This window comes from Streptomyces sp. SCL15-4, from assembly GCF_033366695.1.
GTDB lineage: Bacteria > Actinomycetota > Actinomycetes > Streptomycetales > Streptomycetaceae > Streptomyces.
Window position 1 is genome coordinate 33711 of the sequence record NZ_JAOBTQ010000001.1, and the last position, 14907, is coordinate 48617.

A 14907-nucleotide genomic window follows, 5' to 3' on the forward strand; every position below is an offset into this window, starting at 1 on the left:
GATCTCGTTCGGCCTGACCAGTTGACTGAACTAAAAGCTGTAGACCAGCAGGTCAGAGGCTCTTGCTGCTAGCTTCCCGGTCGTGCTCGGACAAGGTGGTTCGGAAAGAGACCTCGCGGGCTTCGTGCTGCCGGAGGTAGGGCGGCTGGTGGAAACCGCGGACCCGTGGATGCCGTATCGGCTGCTGGACGGCCACGGCCTGGTGGTCGAGCCTGTGGAGGCGTTCTTCGCTGAACAGCAGGCCCAGGCGAAGCCTGCCTCGACGATCCGGTCGTACGGGATGGATTTGCTGCGATGGTGGCGATTCCTTACGGCCTGGAAGGTCGAGTGGGACCGTGCGGAGCGGGTGGATGCCCGGGACTTCGTGCGGTGGATGCAGATCGCGGACAAGCCGTTGCGGGTGCACTGGCGACATCGACGGGCGGGGCTGACCGCAGAGACAGCGCCGGCCCCGCAGCGCAAGAGGCCGCTGCCGCCGGGGGCGCCGAATCCGGTGACGGGGAAGGCGGCGCCGGGTCCGAAGTACTCGGTGCGTACACGGGTGCACTGCGAGACGGTTCTGCGTACGTTCTACGACTTCCACCGCGAGGAGGGCACGGGACCGGTTCTCAACCCGTTCCCGCTGGACCGTGCGCGCAGATCGGGCCGGGCGAACGCCGCTCGCCGGCCCGGGCAGCCGTTTCACGCGGAGCGGCAGGGGCGTTACCGGCCCAGTGTGCCGGCCCGGGCGCCGCGGCGGATCCCGGACGAGATGTTCAACGCGTTGTTCGCCGCGCTGCGGTATCACCGGGACCGGGCACTGGTCGCTTTCTGGGTGTCCAACGGGGCGCGTGCGGAGGAGTTGTTGACCAGTTGCGGGCGGGATGCGCTGCCCGGGGAGCAGGTGCTCGGCGTGGTACGCAAGGGCAGTCGGGCGTATCAGGAGGTGCCGAGTTCGACGGATGCGTTCGTGTGGCTGCGGCTGTATCAGGAGGAGAGCGAGCGGTCGGGGGTTCCGCAGGGGGCTGATGAGGTGCTGTGGTGGACGTTGCGCCGTCCGTGGCGGCCACTGGTCTATCACGCGGCCCGGGCCATGTTCGTGCGGGCCAATGACCTGCTCGGGGCCAACTGGACGCTGCACGATCTGCGTCATACGGCGGCGTACCGGATGGCGCGGGACCCGCAGGTGTCGTTGACGGATGTGCAGTGGGTGCTCGATCACGCGCATCTGTCCACGACGCAGATCTATCTGGAGGCGGGGGCCGACGAGGTGATCGCGACGCTTCGGGCGCATCATGCCCGGCAGAGCAGGGCCGCCCAGCGCCCGGCGGTTCCCGCGCCGGGCTACCGTCCCGAGAGCCTGCGTACGCTCTTCGGGAGTACCGGGTGAGCGCCCCGTCTACGGCGGCAGCTGTTGCGGTGCGGAGTGCGAGAACCAAGCGGTTGTCGGGTGCGGCGCTGAAGGCGGTCAGGGAGCGGTTCGTGCCGCGGGCCGTGGCCGAGGTGTGGCCGGCCACAACAGCCGGGTATGCGACAGTGCCGTCATGCTGATCGTGATGGCCGGTCTGCCCGCAGCGGGAAAGAGCTCGGTTGCCGAGGGACTGGGACGGGCGCTGCCTGCTGCGGTGGTGCCGGTCGACCCTGTCGAGGCGGCGATGTGGCGTGCTGGGGTGGACCGAGGTCAGCCAACTGGGCTGGCGGCCTACCTCGTTGCCGAGGCAGTGGCCGACGGTGTGCTGGCGCTGGGCCAAAGCGCGATCATCGACGCGGTCAACGCGGTGGAGGCGGCTCGCCGGCAGTGGCGGACGCTGGCCGCCCGCCACCGGGTGCCCGTGGCGTTCATCGAGGTGGTGTGCTCAGACTCGCGGGTGCATCGGCAGCGATTGGAGCGTCGATCCCGCGGCATCGTGGGCTTCGAGGAGCCGACCTGGCAAGCAGTGCAGAAGCGACGGGCTGAGTACGAGCCCTGGACCGATCAGCGGCTGGTGCTCGATTCGATCGCGGACCTGCCCTCGAACGTGGCGAAGGCCCAGGAGTACGTGGTCATAGCGGCACAGCCCCCACAGGCCGCCCCCTGAGAAGGCCGCAACCACACACCTGCTGCAAGGCACAGCGAGTGCAACCGCCACGAGGCGAACGTTGCCTGATGCCGCACTAGCTAGGGTCCGTCTTCAAAGGGATCTTGCCCAGAGCAGGAGTGACGCGAGTGTGACCGCTGCCTCGTAGGAAGTAGCGGTCTTGTCGTACCGGGTGGCGATGCCGCGGAAGCCCTTGAGCTTGTTGAAGCAGCGTTCGACGACGTTCCGTCGGCGGTAGATCTCCCGGTTGAAGCCCGGCGGCCGACCACCGCCGCTCCCGCGATTGTGCCGGTGCCGCAGTTGGTCGGCCTTTTCGGGAATCGTGTGCGGGATGCCGCGTTGCCGGAGGTAGCTGCGGAAGCCGCGCGAGCTGTATGCCTTGTCCGCGATCACATGGTCAGGTCGGCGGCGTGGCCGGCCCGGGCCGGTGCGAGGAACACGGATCCTGTCCAGCAGGGCTTGTGCGCAGAGCTGTCGTGGCGCTGGCCTGGTGTGATCAGGAGCGCGAGAGGGCGGCCCCTTCCGTCGCAGGCGAGGTGGACCTTGGTTGTCAGTCCTCCTCGGGATCGGCCGAGGGCGTGATCGTCCGGTTCGTCCGGCCGGTACCTCCCCCTTTTCGGCCGGTGGCGGCAGCGTGCTGGTGAGCGCGGACGATGGTGGAGTCGATCTGGACCAGCCAGTCGATGTCACCGGTGGCGTCGGCCCGGGCCTGTATCTGCTGCAGGGCCCGGGTGAACACGCCGTCCAGGGCGTAGCGGCGGAAGCGGGTGTAGACCGTCTGCCACGGCCCGTAGCGTTCGGGCAGGTCACGCCAGGAGATCCCGGTACGGATCTTGTAGACCATCCCGTTGATGACCTGCCGGTCTGCCACCCGGGGCCGGCCTGTCGCGGCCCGCGGTATCAGCGGAGCGACCAACTCCCACTCCTGATCAGTAAGTTCATGGCGGCGAATCACCCCACCATGATCCACCACCAGATGATCTTTGAAGACGGACCCTAGTTCACCGAGGACCACAGCATCCATTTCCACCAGTTCCATCTGCGCGACCAGGGCAGGGTCCGCTATCGCAAGGTGTGCGAGCTGGAGGACCGCGAGGTCTCTCAGGACGAGATCGGCAAGGGCTACGAGGTGTCCAAGGACCAGGTCGTCCCGATCACGGACGAGGATCTGAGCAACCTGCCGCTGCCGACCGCGAAGGCGATCGAGATCGACGCGTTCGTGCCGCTGGGATCGGTCAACCCGATCCGGATCGGCGAGGGCTAGGGTCCGTCTTCAAACGGATCTTGCCCAGAGCAGGAACGACGCGAGACTGACCGCTGCCTCGTATGAGGTGGCGGTCTTTTCGTATCTGGTAGCGATGCCGCGGAAGCCCTTGAGTCGATTGAAGCAGCGCTCGATCGTGTTGCGCCGTCGGTAGGTCTCCCGGTCAAACCCTGGCGGTCGGCCGCCGTGGCCACCGCGCTTCAGCCGGTGCCGCCGCTGGTCAGTCTTCTCGGGGATGGTGTGTGCAATGCCGCGTTGTCGCAGGTAGGCACGGAAGCCTCGGGAGCTGTAAGCCTTGTCTGCGATGACCCGGTCGGGCCTGCAGCGCGGTCGGCCAGTGCCGGTGCGCGGAACCCGGATCCGTTCCAGCAGAGGACGTGCACAGACACTGTCGTGGCGTTGGCCGGGTGTCACCAGGATCGCCAGCGGGCGGCCCTTGCCGTCGCAGGCAAGGTGGATCTTGGTCGTTAGTCCGCCTCGGGATCGGCCGAGGGCGTGATCGTCCGGTTCGTCCGGCCGGTGCCGCCCCCTTTTCGGCCGGTGGCGGCGGCGTGCTGGTGAGCGCGGACGATGGTGGAGTCGATCTGGACCAGCCAGTCGATGTCGCCGGCCGCGTCGGCATGGGCCTGGATCTGCTGCAGGGCCCGGGTGAACACGCCGTCCAGGGCGTAGCGGCGGAAGCGGGTGTAGACGCTCTTCCATGGCCCGTAGCGTTCGGGCAGGTCACGCCAGGAGATCCCGGTACGGATCTTGTAGACCATCCCGTTGATGACCTGCCGGTCTGCCACCCGGGGCCGGCCTGTCGCGGCCCGCGGTATCAGCGGAGCGAGCAACTCCCACTCCTGATCAGTAAGTTCATGGCGGCGAATCACCCCACCATGATCCACCACCCGATGATCTTTGAAGACGGACCCTAGTTGGCAGTTGTGCTGGACATGGGGAGTGGACGGTGGGGATGGATCGTTCCGGACGGTTTGTGGGAGATTGCGAAGCCGTTGCTGCCGCCGGCGCGGGCCCGGCCGCAAGGGGGCGGGGTCGCGAACATCGATGATGAGGCGGTCTTCGCCGCGATCATTTACGTGCTGGTCAGCGGCTGCGCCTGGCGGGCACTGCCGCCGTGCTTCGGAGCGTCGAAGTCGACCGTGCATCGCCGCTTCGCCATCTGGTCTCGTGCGGGAGTCTGGGGACGCCTGCATCAGCAGGTGCTGCAGCTCCTGGACGAGCAGAACTTGGTCGACCTGTCCCGCGCGGTCCTCGACTCCGCGCATGTGAGGGCCAAAAAAGGGGCGAACTTGCAGGTCCGAGCCCCGTGGACCGGGGTAAGCCCGGTTCCAAGATGCACGTCCTGTCCGACGCGCACGGACTGCCGCTACGCGTCGGGATCTCTGCGGCCAACACTGAGCGTTTTCAGCGTTGCCTCTCCAGGGTGAGGATGGCTTTGGCGATGACGGTCATGCGGTTCGGGCTGATGCGGGATCTGCGGAAGATCTGCCAGGACTTCAGCCGTGCCATGCCGTGTTCGACCGGTGCCCGGGCTGCGGCCAGGGCCCGGTTGACGGTGCGCTGGGTGAGGGTGAGCTCGCCGCCCGGTGGCCGTTTGAGTCCAGTGGTGACCCAGGGGCCGGCGCCGGTGTAGGCACGGTCGGCGAGGACAGGGACACCCTGGCGTTCGCAGATCCGGATGATGCGATGGGTGCGGGCTGCCGTCAGATCGTGGGTGCGACCCGACAGGGCGGGCGAGATCCACAGCAGCTCGCCGGCCGGATCAGTGAGGACCTGGACGTTCACGCCGTGCCGGCGGTGCTTGGCCGAGTAGTCAGCCCGGCTGTCACCGACGCGGTCGCACTCGGCGAGAGGGCCGTCCAGGAGGACGAAGTCCGGATCGTGCTCGCGCAGCGTCTTGAGTAGGCCAGGGGCTCGCTCGGCGAGCAGGTCGGTCACGCTGATGACGTACGCGTGGACGGTGCCGACGGATATCCCGAACCCGGCCGCGATCCGGGCGAGGGTGTCGTGGCGGCGCAGGTACACCAGAGCGACGAGCGCACGCTGGTGCGGCGGGAGTTTGCACCGTCGGTCACCCTCGCGGGTGACGATGAGCATGGTGACCCACAGGACCAGGGCGTGGGGCAGGTCGAGTGCGGCAGGATGGGGAACCAACAGGGCTCCTGTGCCGGTGGGTTGAGACGTCGAACACCTCTCTCAACGGCACGGGGGCTTTGTGCGTTGCGGCCCTCACCTCGACCTGACCGGCGTCACCCGACCAGTGGCCACGCTGAAAACGCTCACTCACGACAGCCAGGCCCTGAAGTCGATGCTGTCCCATTTCCACATGGGACACGAATCCCACGCGGCCGATTCCAAGCCTCAGCGCCTCCATGCCGACAAGGCATACGACGTGCCTCACCTGCGGCGATGGTTATGGGGTAAGCGCATCGGGGTCTGCATCGCCCGCAAGGGCATCGACTCCAGTGAACGGCTCGGCCGACGTAGGTGGGTCATCGAGCGCACCATGTCCTGGTTGACCGGCTACCGCCGACTCAACCATCGCTACGAACGGAAACCAGGCAACTACCTGGCCTTTCTCGGACTCGCAGCCGCCCTGTGCTGCTACAAACGACTCCTCAAACTGACCATGTAGGACACGGTCTAACTACGGCTCCATGCTCGCCGCGTGGATACGCAGTCACACCCACGTGTTCTGTCTGACCCCGCCCAGAGCCACGAAGACCTCCTCCTCGCCACTCGCCCGGCCACCGGACTTCTCCCTCCCCGCCCGGCCGCGACTGCGCCTGCGGCTTTCGCATGGTGACGTATCAGCCCAGCAGCCCAAACCCCCACCCGGGCCGCCCCTGTCCGGCTCGAAGCCGCCTACGGCACGGACGAAGCCGTACGCCTCCTGCACAACTACCACCACCACAACACCCGCGACCCCGCCGCCCTGCGAGACGCCTGGACCGACACGGTCCTGACCCTGTGGCCGGTGTGGTGGCAGCGCCTCGGCCAGCCCATCGCCGCCCACACCCCTCGATCCAGCCGTCGAAGCACGCCTGACCCGCCTCGAAAACGCCCGCGGCGTCGCCGGCGGGGACTCCTGCTGCCGGCAGCGCAATTACCGGACGGCAGCCGGACAGCCAGGACATCGTGCGTTCGATGACCCAGCGGCGGTGGCTCAATTGTTCACTGGATTCGATGCCTTTGCGCGCAATCCGTACTCCGATGCGTTGGCCACGTAACCATTTCCGCAGGTCGGCGCGACCGTAGGCTTAATCCGCGTGGAAGCGCTGGGGCTTGAAGTACCGGCCGCGGTGAGGGTCGTGTCTCGTTTGGTGACCCTCCACCATCGGCTTCAGCCCTTCGCTGTCGTGGGTGTCGCCAGCGGAAGACGCCGACGAGGAGGGGCAGGCCGTTCGCGTCCGACAGGACATGCATCCTGGAACCCGGCTTGCCCCGGTCCACGGGCGCGCACAGGGGGAAGCGCGGCATCGTCCCCATCGATGTCATCCAACGTCCACCCCCGCGGAGTCCACTTGCTGCAGTGGAGACCGGGCATCACCGCTTGTGCACCACGGCATCGGAGACGCGGCGTCCGATACACGGCATCGGGTGCGCTCGATGGTCGGCCTCCCGGTCCCGGTGCGGGTTCGGGCTCCTGCAGGCGATGCGCCTGCAGGTCATCTGGGCGCTCCAGGTGCGCTGCTTCGACATCGTCCTGTGCCGCCTAGCGGTCCGCGGCGGCGCGGAAGTGTCGGCCGCCCTGGTAGAGGCACAGCCCCTCGGCCATGAGAGGGCGGGCTTCCACTCGGCGGACATCACGCATACAAGCTCAACTAGTCAGAGCGAGGTGCCCGCTCATTGCGGCGCCACAGAAGGCCAATGCCGCGACAGCTGCTACGGTCTGTGACACTACACTCACCCGGTATCCCATTCGGAACAAGCCGATCGCCGAGAGGAGTACCAAGCCCCCGAATCCTCCCGTGCAGACGAAAACAGGCGTCAGCGACGCGTGGGGGTCCGGCTCGAAAGGGTTGAAGTCGGTCCGCGCCAGTCCGGTCAGCAAGGCAACGATTCCGATGATGGCGTCCAGTAACCACAGCAGGACAGCGAAGAGCACGTCTTCACCTATGCTGCGGCGGGATGGTGAATGATGGTTCATGAGCCAATCTTCTCCGTGCACGACAGGCTGGGGCCTGAGTACGCATACTCAGGCCCCGCCCTTGATTCAGTGGTTCCTTACCTGAGGGCACGCTCCAGCACGTTCGCATACAGCCGTGCACCGGCGATCTTCGGGTGGAAAGACGCCATACCTACTTCGAGTAGGCCGGTCTTGTCCGCTTGGGACAGGCCAGTCTTGACGATGCCGTGCACATCTTCTGGGTCACCGCGCACGGCCTTGCCCTCGAACTCGTCGCGTGGGTCGGCGAAAACGACGTTCGCGCCCGACTGGGTTCCCGCATCTGCCGCAGCACCCTTCATCTCCTCGTCTAGGGTGTCCGCAACCGAGTTCAACCAGGGCGCTTCCTCCGTGCCGATTCCGGGGACGCACTGTCCGCCAGCGGACAGCAGCTGCGGGTATCCCATGAGGATGATGCGGGCTTGCGGAGCACGCTTGTGTATTTCGGAGAGGACGTTGGCGATGCGCGGACGGACCTGTTCGTGTAGCCACTTGGGGGCCCAGTCCTTGAGCGGCCCGGTGTCTCCGGAAGCGTCCTTGCCCGTGTCCGGGTCCTTGTTCCCGATTGCGGTGTCCTGGCACAGATCCAGCCCGGCCTTCAGTGCACACTGCATGAACACATCGGTGAACCGGGCGTCGTTACCGCCGACCGACAGAGTGACCCGGGTGGTGTTGTTGTCGAGGTAACCCGCGTCCGTCTGCGCCACTTCGCTGTTCTGGCCGTCACGAAGCATGTTGAAGGTACGTGCTCCGGAGCAGGCCACGAACTGGTAGTCCATCTTGGGGTCGAGGGCGTCGGCCATGGTCCCGATGAAGACCGACTCCCCAGGCAGAACGGCCTGCCTAGACCAGGCGAGCGTGGAACGGTGGCAGCTGTCCCACGCGTTGTCGCTGTTCTTGTCGTAGTGGTCGGTCTCCGGATAGAAGTCGCCGCCTCCTGGCGCGCTGGCGCCCTCGCCGGAGGAGTACGGGTCGCCCATCGCGACGATGGAGTCGGCCGGCTTACCCGGCAGAGGCTGGAAGGCCACAGCGCCCCAGGCGATGTCCTCGTCTGCGGTTCCGTCGCCGGCCGCGTTCGACAATTCGACTCGCGGGGTGCCGGTGAAGTGGAACGCACCCAGGCTGACCCATCGGCATGCGCGCTGGAGCACGTAACGCTGGGGGCTGGTGCTGTCCGTGCCCAGCACCTTGTAGGCGGCCTGCCGGGTCTGTGCGCCAGTGTCGGGCAGGTGGACCAGGACGCGTGCCCAGTTGAGGTTCTAGTGTGGGAGCAGCACGGGCCCCGGATACTGGCCGAGGCGCACCGGATCGGCAGGACAGTACGCAGTTGCTGCCGGTAAGCCTCACCACCATGGACCGCCCGGCTCGTGCGACAGCAGGCCGCCCTCCGCCTGAGATGGCCGGCCTGCGGAGGCGCGGCTCGGCCGCCCGGGTAGCCGATACACCGGCGGCCGGCCGCCGCACCGGGCGGGCCGGGGCTCGCGGGAGCAGTCATGCTGGGGTCCACCCACATGGCTGGCCGGTGATTGCCTCCTGGCGGCCCGGGCAGTTCCGGCCGGCGCCGGCAGCACTCGTCGTCTCCTCGTCCTTGGGGATGAGCGGAGCAACAAGTTGCCGCACCGCTCAGGAACGCCGTTGCGGCAGTCGGCCCGCCGCGGCACGGATGCGCAGCACGCGGAGCTGGCCGAGTCGTTGCTGCAGGAGGTACTGGGCGGTGCGGTGCCGGGCCTGTTCGGCGGCTTCCTGGGCGGCCTGGTGTGCGGTGGGGTGGCGGCGCAGGACCATCTCGTACACCGCCTCTGCCTCCGTGTCGGCTTCATCGCTGCGCAGCAGCCGCTTGAGGGCGCTGGTGCGGCGTTCGGCCAGGATGCGGTCGGCCGCTTCCCGTTCGGTGAGGGACTGAAGTTCCGGCCGGCTGTCGTCGAGCCGGCTGGCCTTGGTGAGCAGGGACTGGGTGTCGGCCGTGCACCGGTCGGTGAGCCGGGCGACTTCGTCAGGGTCGTCGAGGTCTGCGCGGACGGTGACGGCCAGGTCGACCGCTTCCTTCAGGATGTCCTGGATGCGCTGCCGGTGGGTGCACTGCGGGCACACGCCGGTCGCGTCCGGCAGACCGCACTCCGCGTAGGGGGCAGACCGGCGCGCCTGCGCGGCGGCTTCCTGCTGTGCACGGCGGCAGGCTGCCACCGCCCGCCGCTCCTGGACCGCGGCGGCGCCTGTGGTCCAGGCGCCAGGTGCCCGACGGCTGGAGGTACGAGGTGGGCCTACCGGCGTACCGAAACGGCCCCGGGGACTGCCTGCCGAGTACCGGGTCTGGGTGCGCGCTCCGGACCATGTGCGGCCCGTGGACGGCGTCGCATACGACCGGGTGCCCACGAAGTACCTGCCGAAGCCGTCGCTCGTGGAGCAGGCCCTCGGGCCGAGCCGTCCGTCGGGCTGGGTGATGGCCAAGGCCGGCGGTCGCGGCCGGGGCGGTGTCGTGCACGCCGTCGACTGCGACGAGGCCCCGGCCGGGGCGCCGGTGCTGCCGCTGGAGCGGGCCCTGGACGTGGCACAGCAGCCGGACGTCCGGCTGTGCTCACTGTGCGGCGCCGCCGCCGAACTGGACCCCGTCCTCAAGGGCTTCGGCGAGGGCTTGGGCGAGCAGTAAGTCGCCGTGGCGTCCTGTCCGTCCCGCGCTCGTTAGCGGCGGGTGACGGTGTAGCCCGCGTCGTTGACGGCGCGGGTCCACACGTCGCGGTTGAACCACTTGGTGATGTCCGGCTGCATCTCGGTGATGGTGCGCATCCGGGCCTGCCAGTCGTGTCCGGCCGGGCCGCGGCTGCCGTCGCACCCGGCGCAGCCGTCCTCGCCGTGGATGTGGCCAGCCATCCAGGCGTTGACCGCCACGTTGAAGATGACCGCGTACAGGTCGCCGCCGGTCTGGGCCAGGGAGTCCGGCACCCCGGCGAGGACCAAGGCGAGCTCCGGATTGTCGATCGGCGGCATCGGGGCCTGCCCGGCGTCCTTCTCGCTGCTGCTCTCCTCGTAGGAGGCCTGGCTCTGCGCAAGCCGGTCGGCCAGGACGGAGGCGTCGAAGTACCGCCAGGCGGAACGCACCTGGATCCCGAGCCGTTCCGCCACGGTGCTGATGTTCTTCTCGATCGTGTCCTCGACCGTCGACGGCGCGAACGTCACCCCCCGGTGAGCCAGTTCCGCGAGCGTCTGGGCAACGGCTTCTTTACCGGTCCTGAGTAGTCGGCGTACAGAAAATCCCGGTGAGAACGTTACACATCCAGCCCCACCCACCCGCGGCCCAGCCGGGTGACACCGGCCCGGAACCGCCCGGCCGGGCCGCGGAGACAAACCGAAGGCCCGGTGTCCGTGGCACCGCTGCGGAACGCGTCCACCGACGGCACACGGGCACCGGGCCCAGAACAGGAACAGCAGCCTCAGCCCTCTTCCCAGTCCACGCTGCCCACACCCGTGCTGAGCGGGCCATCACACCGGGCGGAACTTGTAACATGATCACCGGGGTTCAGCGTGATCCAATCACCGGTTTGGTCGGCCATCCAACCGCAGACCACCTTGACGCGGAAGGCGATAGCCCTGTTGGTGTTGTTCCTACAATCGGCTACGCCATAGCTCCCACCACCACCAACGTAGGTGTGGCAGGTAAGTTCCTTGCCCTGCACGCCGGCGGACGATGGCCCAGCAAAGGACAGCGTCAGTGCCATGCCGACGAGCGCGGCAACAGCAGCCTTACGGAACATGCATGTTCCTCCTTGTGGTAGCACTGCCACCGAACCTAGAACCGAGCTGGTGCGACCCGCGAGGGCAGGCAGGGGTACGACGAGGCGCGCGGGATCACGACAGTGGCGCGCGACAGTGCCGACGCGCTCCCGCACACGGTCGGCCGTCGGCGCCCGGCACCATCCCGGCGCCGTCCCGGGCGGACCCGCCCGCGCCCGGCCGGGGACACCGGCCCGGAACCGCCCGGAGGCGCCGACGACGTGTGGCAGGGTGCGGGCCATGAGTTCTGCGACATGGGGCCTCACAGTCCTCGAAGCGGCCGACGGCGACCGATGGGCGTCCGTCCTCCTACAGCCCGACACCGAGGAGCAGTACGGGAGCTGACGGTCCGGCGGAAGGCGGCCGGGCTGAAACGGACCACCAACCGGGAGTGGCAGGCCGGACTGTGGCCCGTGACCTGCTGCTCGGTCACGGTCGCCGCGGGCCGCGTCACCCAGATGCACACCGGCCGCTCCCGCATCCTGACCGAACCGCCCCATCCCGCGACGCCCACCTGGCAGACCGCCGCCGGGCGCGGCCGGGTCCTGCTCGCCCTGGTCCGGCCCGGCGTCCTCGACCCCGAGCACGCCACCGGCAAGCAGCTGGGGCCGGAAGGCTGGGCCGGCCTGGACACCGCGGTCCAGGCCGGCGCCGTACTGGCGGGCCTCGCCGACGCGCGGACGGACCCGGAACCCTACGGGCGACGCTGGTAAGCGGACGGCAGGCCGGCGCCCCGAGGTGCCGGGGCCGCCCGCCCGGTCAGCGCGCCGGCCCGGGCCCGAAGACCGGGACGTCGGCGGGGGACAGGTCCGGGCGCATCCGGTGCCAGCGGGCCGGGTGCCGCCAGCGTCCGGCGCCGTCCCGGGCAACGTCGACTCCGACCTCCACCACCAGATCCGGCACCACGAGGGTGACGTGCAGCGTCTCACGGGTGCCCCACCCGGCGGAGAACGTCCGGCCCCTCCACGGATGATCGTCCCCAGCGGGAGCGAGGAACTCGGCGACCGTCCGGCCGGCGGCCCGCGGGAGCGTCGTGCTGCGCCCGACGTACCGCAGACGCCCGCCGGTGTCGTACCGGCCCAGCAACAGCGTGCGCGGAGCCGCTGGAGAGCCGGTGACCGCGCCGACGACGGCGTCCTCGGTATGCCGGGCCTTGTACTTCCTCCAGGCCCTCACGCCCGGCTCGTAGGCGCCCTCCAGCCTCTTGAAGACCACGCCTTCGACACCGACGGCCGTCCAGTCCGTCAGCCACTCCCGGACGGTCGCCGGGTCGGCGGTCGACGGGCACAGCGCCCACGGAGCGGCGAGTCGATGCTCGGCGAACAGACGCTCCAGCGCGACCCTGCGGCGCCTGTAGGGCCAGGCGGTGGTGACCGTGCCCGCCAGCCGCAGCACGTCGAAGGCCACGTAATGGGCGGGCCACTGCTCGGCGAGCCGGGCCGCACCGGCGCCCCGCCGCTGGAGGCGGCCCTGGAGCCTTTCGAAGGCGAGCCTGCCGGACTCCTCCAGGGCCGTCGCGTCGGGGAGCTGGGCCGCGCCGGCGCGCAGCTCAGGAAAGCAGCCAGTGAGGTCTGTGCCCCGGCGGGAGCGCAGCACCAAACGCCCGGCATCCCACGACAGAAGTGCTCGCTACCCGTCCCACTTGACCTCGCCCGCCCACCCGTCGGGTAGGGCTGGGTCTGCCACGGGGACCGCGAGCATCGGTTCCGGGAGCATCCACATGGGCCCATGCCTTCCACGCCGGCGCCGGACGCCGTCAGTCGAGCAGGCCGAGTTCCGTGTCCGGTCGGCAGTGGACACACGGCGCCACGTGCTGCCGCAGGGCGTCGAGCGCCTGTTCCCTGCTGACCGGCCGGCACCGTCCGCTCTTGGCCGCCGCCCAGCAGTCGCCGATGTGGACGGCGTCGAGATTCGTTCGGTTCAGGCCGTACTGGACCAGCCAGGCCGGTGGCGGCGGCCGCCGCTCTTCGCCCTGACACCGTTCGGCCTCGCGCCGCTCCTCGTCGGCGATCCAGCCGTCGATCTGGTTCAGCGCCGCGGTCGCCTGCTGGACCACGACGCGGCGGGCGAAATGAAGCAGGTCGAGACGCGAGGGCTGATCGTTCACAGCCGGCGCCGACCGGTGGCGGGCGCTGCTGGAGGCGGCCGAGCCCGGGGCCGGTCTGTTCCGGGCGCTGGAGACGGCGGTGGAGCGGTCGCTGGCGGCGCCGGACGAGGAGGCCGCCGCGGCGCTGGAGCGGACCCGGGGACTGCTGCGGGCCGCAGCGGACGATCCCGCGCTGCGCGCGGTGTGGTACCGGGTGAACCAGGAGTCGGAGGAACGGCTCGTCCCGGTCGTCGCCCGGCTGGCGGACGGGCGCCCGGACGACTTGCGGGTGCGCCTGGTGGCGGCGGCGGCCACGGACGCGATCCGCATCGCGCTGGAGACCTGGGCCGGCACCGAGGCCGGTGTCACGGGCGAGGGGTCACCGGCCGCGCTCGCGCTCCAGTGCCTGCGTCAGCTCCTGGGCGGTACGGAGGCGTCGACGCCGCACGGGGACCGGTAGGGCAGCGGATGGGAACCCGCATCTTCTGGGGGCTGGGCTTTGAACGCTCCGGTCTTCGCCATACCGCGCGGGCCGCCCGGCACACCGTCCCCGACAACCGGGCCCGGTCACCGGTCTTTCGACCCGGCTCGGCCGGGAATGCGAACAGACTGCCCCGTGGCGCTCAACGTCCGCTCCCCGGCCCGGCGGAAGATGCCCGGGCCGGAGCCGTGGGGCTGTCCACGCTCGGCGATCACGGGCCGGATGCCGCGCTTCCACGGCAGGCGGCGGTACTCGTCGAAGTCGTAGCCCCGGTCGGCGGACAGTCGCCGGGGCTCGCGGCGGGGGCGTCCGCGCAGACCCCGGATCGCCGGGACCGCGTCCAGCAGTGGCATGAGCTGGGTGACGTCGTGCCGGTTGCCGCCGGTGAGCGTGACGGCGAGCGGGGTTCCGTGAGGGTCGGCGATCAGATGGCGCCTCGCGCCGGGGCGGCCCCGGTCAGCGGGCGAGGGACGCTCGCACCGGTACGGGTACCGTCAGTTCGGCGGCAGGCTCAAGGATTTTCCGACCGGCACCGCGGTCCGGGCGCTGCCGCGCCCGGCTGTCGCGCTGGAGGTCGCGCCAGGGTTCGCGCCTCGGTGACCGCGCCGGCCCGCGACTGCTTCACCGACCACGTGGCACCAGCGCACATACATCTGCCCACCCGCGTCGGGCCGCCCCGGCCGAACCGTCACCGGCCCCCCGGAGCATGTCCGTTCACGGCCGATGTCACCTCAGCGGTGGCCCGGGTCCCCACGCCGAGGGCCGCGTTCCCGGGATCTCTCCCGGGAACGCGGCCCTCGGCCCCGCGGCTAACGCTCCGCGGCCCCCCGCAGGGAACGGGCGATGGCCAGGTCGTCGTCGAGGGCGCTCATCCGGACGGGGTCCCTCTCGTCGTCCAGAACGACGGCGCGGACCACCGTTCCGACAGCCGCCTGCTGGTCACCGTCCGGCCAGCGCGGGTCCTTCGTGTTGTCGATCAGGCCCGCGGTGCCGTCCGGGAGCACCACGTCCAGCCCCCAGGGCCGTACCGCGAGCACATGGACGTCGTACTCCTGATGAAGTGTCGAGGGCATGGCACTC

Annotated in this window: 13 protein-coding genes and 8 pseudogenes; 8 read left to right on the plus strand and 13 right to left on the minus strand. The window is 69.5% G+C overall.

The genetic code is table 11. The annotated features are described in order from the left end of the window. Positions 1-82 precede the first annotated feature (82 nt). Positions 83-1369 (plus strand): tyrosine-type recombinase/integrase, encoded by a 1287-nt coding sequence (locus SCK26_RS00145; protein WP_318199157.1) that lies wholly within the window; start codon positions 83-85, stop codon positions 1367-1369. A 154-nt stretch (positions 1370-1523) separates the two neighbouring features. Further along, positions 1524-2057, plus strand: coding sequence for an AAA family ATPase (locus SCK26_RS00150; RefSeq protein WP_318199158.1), 534 nt, complete (start codon positions 1524-1526; stop codon positions 2055-2057). 93 nt (positions 2058-2150) lie between these two features. On the opposite strand, the pseudogene SCK26_RS00155 reads toward SCK26_RS00150, so the two are convergent. Beyond that, a pseudogene (locus SCK26_RS00155) lies at positions 2151-3009 on the minus strand (IS5 family transposase). 66 nt (positions 3010-3075) lie between these two features. On the opposite strand from SCK26_RS00155, the pseudogene SCK26_RS00160 reads away from it, so the two are divergent. Beyond that, positions 3076-3318 (plus strand): annotated as a pseudogene (locus SCK26_RS00160) (Ku protein); the annotation flags it as partial. A 12-nt stretch (positions 3319-3330) separates the two neighbouring features. Here the strand turns inward: SCK26_RS00160 and SCK26_RS00165 are convergent. Then, positions 3331-4190 (minus strand): IS5 family transposase gene (locus tag SCK26_RS00165; protein ID WP_412080825.1). Its coding sequence is split into 2 segments (ribosomal slippage): positions 3331-3845 and positions 3845-4190, totalling 861 coding nucleotides; the frame shifts between segments, so codons are not numbered across the junction. A gap of 66 nt (positions 4191-4256) precedes the next feature. On the opposite strand from SCK26_RS00165, the pseudogene SCK26_RS00170 reads away from it, so the two are divergent. Continuing rightward, positions 4257-4720: pseudogene (locus SCK26_RS00170) on the plus strand (IS5 family transposase); the annotation flags it as partial. An 8-nt stretch (positions 4721-4728) separates the two neighbouring features. Here SCK26_RS00170 and SCK26_RS00175 read toward each other — a convergent pair. Next, the gene (locus SCK26_RS00175; RefSeq protein WP_318199159.1) at positions 4729-5478 is read right to left on the minus strand and encodes a transposase family protein; all 750 of its coding nucleotides are present in this window, start codon (positions 5476-5478) and stop codon (positions 4729-4731) included. Between the two features lie 124 nt (positions 5479-5602). Here SCK26_RS00175 and SCK26_RS00180 point away from each other — a divergent pair. Further along, positions 5603-5959 (plus strand): annotated as a pseudogene (locus SCK26_RS00180) (transposase); the annotation flags it as partial. Positions 5960-6437: 478 nt separating this feature from the next. Here SCK26_RS00180 and SCK26_RS00185 read toward each other — a convergent pair. From SCK26_RS00185 to SCK26_RS00195, 4 genes and pseudogenes are all read right to left on the minus strand, one after another. Beyond that, positions 6438-6783: pseudogene (locus tag SCK26_RS00185) on the minus strand (transposase); the annotation flags it as partial. A gap of 361 nt (positions 6784-7144) precedes the next feature. Continuing rightward, on the minus strand, positions 7145-7474 hold the full coding sequence (locus tag SCK26_RS37870; protein ID WP_412080686.1) for a DUF6234 family protein: 330 nt from the start codon (positions 7472-7474) through the stop codon (positions 7145-7147). A 77-nt stretch (positions 7475-7551) separates the two neighbouring features. Continuing rightward, positions 7552-8679, minus strand: coding sequence for an SGNH/GDSL hydrolase family protein (locus tag SCK26_RS00190; RefSeq protein ID WP_318199160.1), 1128 nt, complete (start codon positions 8677-8679; stop codon positions 7552-7554). Between the two features lie 436 nt (positions 8680-9115). Next, positions 9116-9676, minus strand: coding sequence for a hypothetical protein (locus SCK26_RS00195; protein ID WP_318199161.1), 561 nt, complete (start codon positions 9674-9676; stop codon positions 9116-9118). Here SCK26_RS00195 and SCK26_RS00200 point away from each other — a divergent pair. Further along, positions 9655-10139: pseudogene (locus SCK26_RS00200) on the plus strand (DUF6233 domain-containing protein). The gene SCK26_RS00195 and the pseudogene SCK26_RS00200 overlap by 22 nt on opposite strands. A gap of 32 nt (positions 10140-10171) precedes the next feature. On the opposite strand, the gene SCK26_RS00205 reads toward SCK26_RS00200, so the two are convergent. Both SCK26_RS00205 and SCK26_RS00210 read right to left on the minus strand, forming a co-directional pair. Beyond that, positions 10172-10666, minus strand: coding sequence for a hypothetical protein (locus tag SCK26_RS00205; protein WP_318199162.1), 495 nt, complete (start codon positions 10664-10666; stop codon positions 10172-10174). Positions 10667-10920: 254 nt separating this feature from the next. Beyond that, positions 10921-11241 carry a hypothetical protein gene (locus SCK26_RS00210; protein ID WP_318199163.1) on the minus strand — a complete coding sequence of 107 codons (321 nt, stop codon included), beginning with the start codon at positions 11239-11241 and terminating at the stop codon, positions 10921-10923. Positions 11242-11673: 432 nt separating this feature from the next. Here SCK26_RS00210 and SCK26_RS00215 point away from each other — a divergent pair, with 432 nt between their 5' ends. Beyond that, the gene (locus SCK26_RS00215; RefSeq protein WP_318199164.1) at positions 11674-11973 is read left to right on the plus strand and encodes a hypothetical protein; all 300 of its coding nucleotides are present in this window, start codon (positions 11674-11676) and stop codon (positions 11971-11973) included. Between the two features lie 46 nt (positions 11974-12019). Here the strand turns inward: SCK26_RS00215 and SCK26_RS00220 are convergent, their stop codons facing one another. After that, positions 12020-12880 carry an ATP-dependent DNA ligase gene (locus SCK26_RS00220; RefSeq protein ID WP_412080826.1) on the minus strand — a complete coding sequence of 287 codons (861 nt, stop codon included), beginning with the start codon at positions 12878-12880 and terminating at the stop codon, positions 12020-12022. Between the two features lie 136 nt (positions 12881-13016). After that, positions 13017-13367, minus strand: a complete 351-nt coding sequence (locus SCK26_RS00225; protein WP_318199166.1) for a DUF6233 domain-containing protein — start codon at positions 13365-13367, stop codon at positions 13017-13019. Between SCK26_RS00225 and SCK26_RS00230 the strand changes: the two are divergent. Next, positions 13366-13806 (plus strand): annotated as a pseudogene (locus tag SCK26_RS00230) (TetR family transcriptional regulator); the annotation flags it as partial. The gene SCK26_RS00225 and the pseudogene SCK26_RS00230 sit on opposite strands and share 2 nt — an antisense overlap. 161 nt (positions 13807-13967) lie before the next feature. Here the strand turns inward: SCK26_RS00230 and SCK26_RS00235 are convergent. Beyond that, positions 13968-14297 (minus strand): annotated as a pseudogene (locus SCK26_RS00235) (transposase); the annotation flags it as partial. 339 nt (positions 14298-14636) lie between these two features. Next, complete coding sequence (locus SCK26_RS00240) at positions 14637-14900, minus strand: hypothetical protein (RefSeq protein ID WP_318199167.1); 264 nt, start codon at positions 14898-14900, stop codon at positions 14637-14639. Positions 14901-14907 lie beyond the last annotated feature (7 nt).

Coding starts and splice junctions, on each gene's coding strand:
- SCK26_RS00150 (WP_318199158.1), top strand. CDS start 1,524: ATGCTGATCGTGATGGCCGGTCTGCCCGCAGCGGGAAAGAGCTCGGTT.
- SCK26_RS37870 (WP_412080686.1), bottom strand. CDS start 7,474: ATGAACCATCATTCACCATCCCGCCGCAGCATAGGTGAAGACGTGCTC.
- SCK26_RS00210 (WP_318199163.1), bottom strand. CDS start 11,241: ATGTTCCGTAAGGCTGCTGTTGCCGCGCTCGTCGGCATGGCACTGACG.
- SCK26_RS00240 (WP_318199167.1), bottom strand. CDS start 14,900: ATGCCCTCGACACTTCATCAGGAGTACGACGTCCATGTGCTCGCGGTA.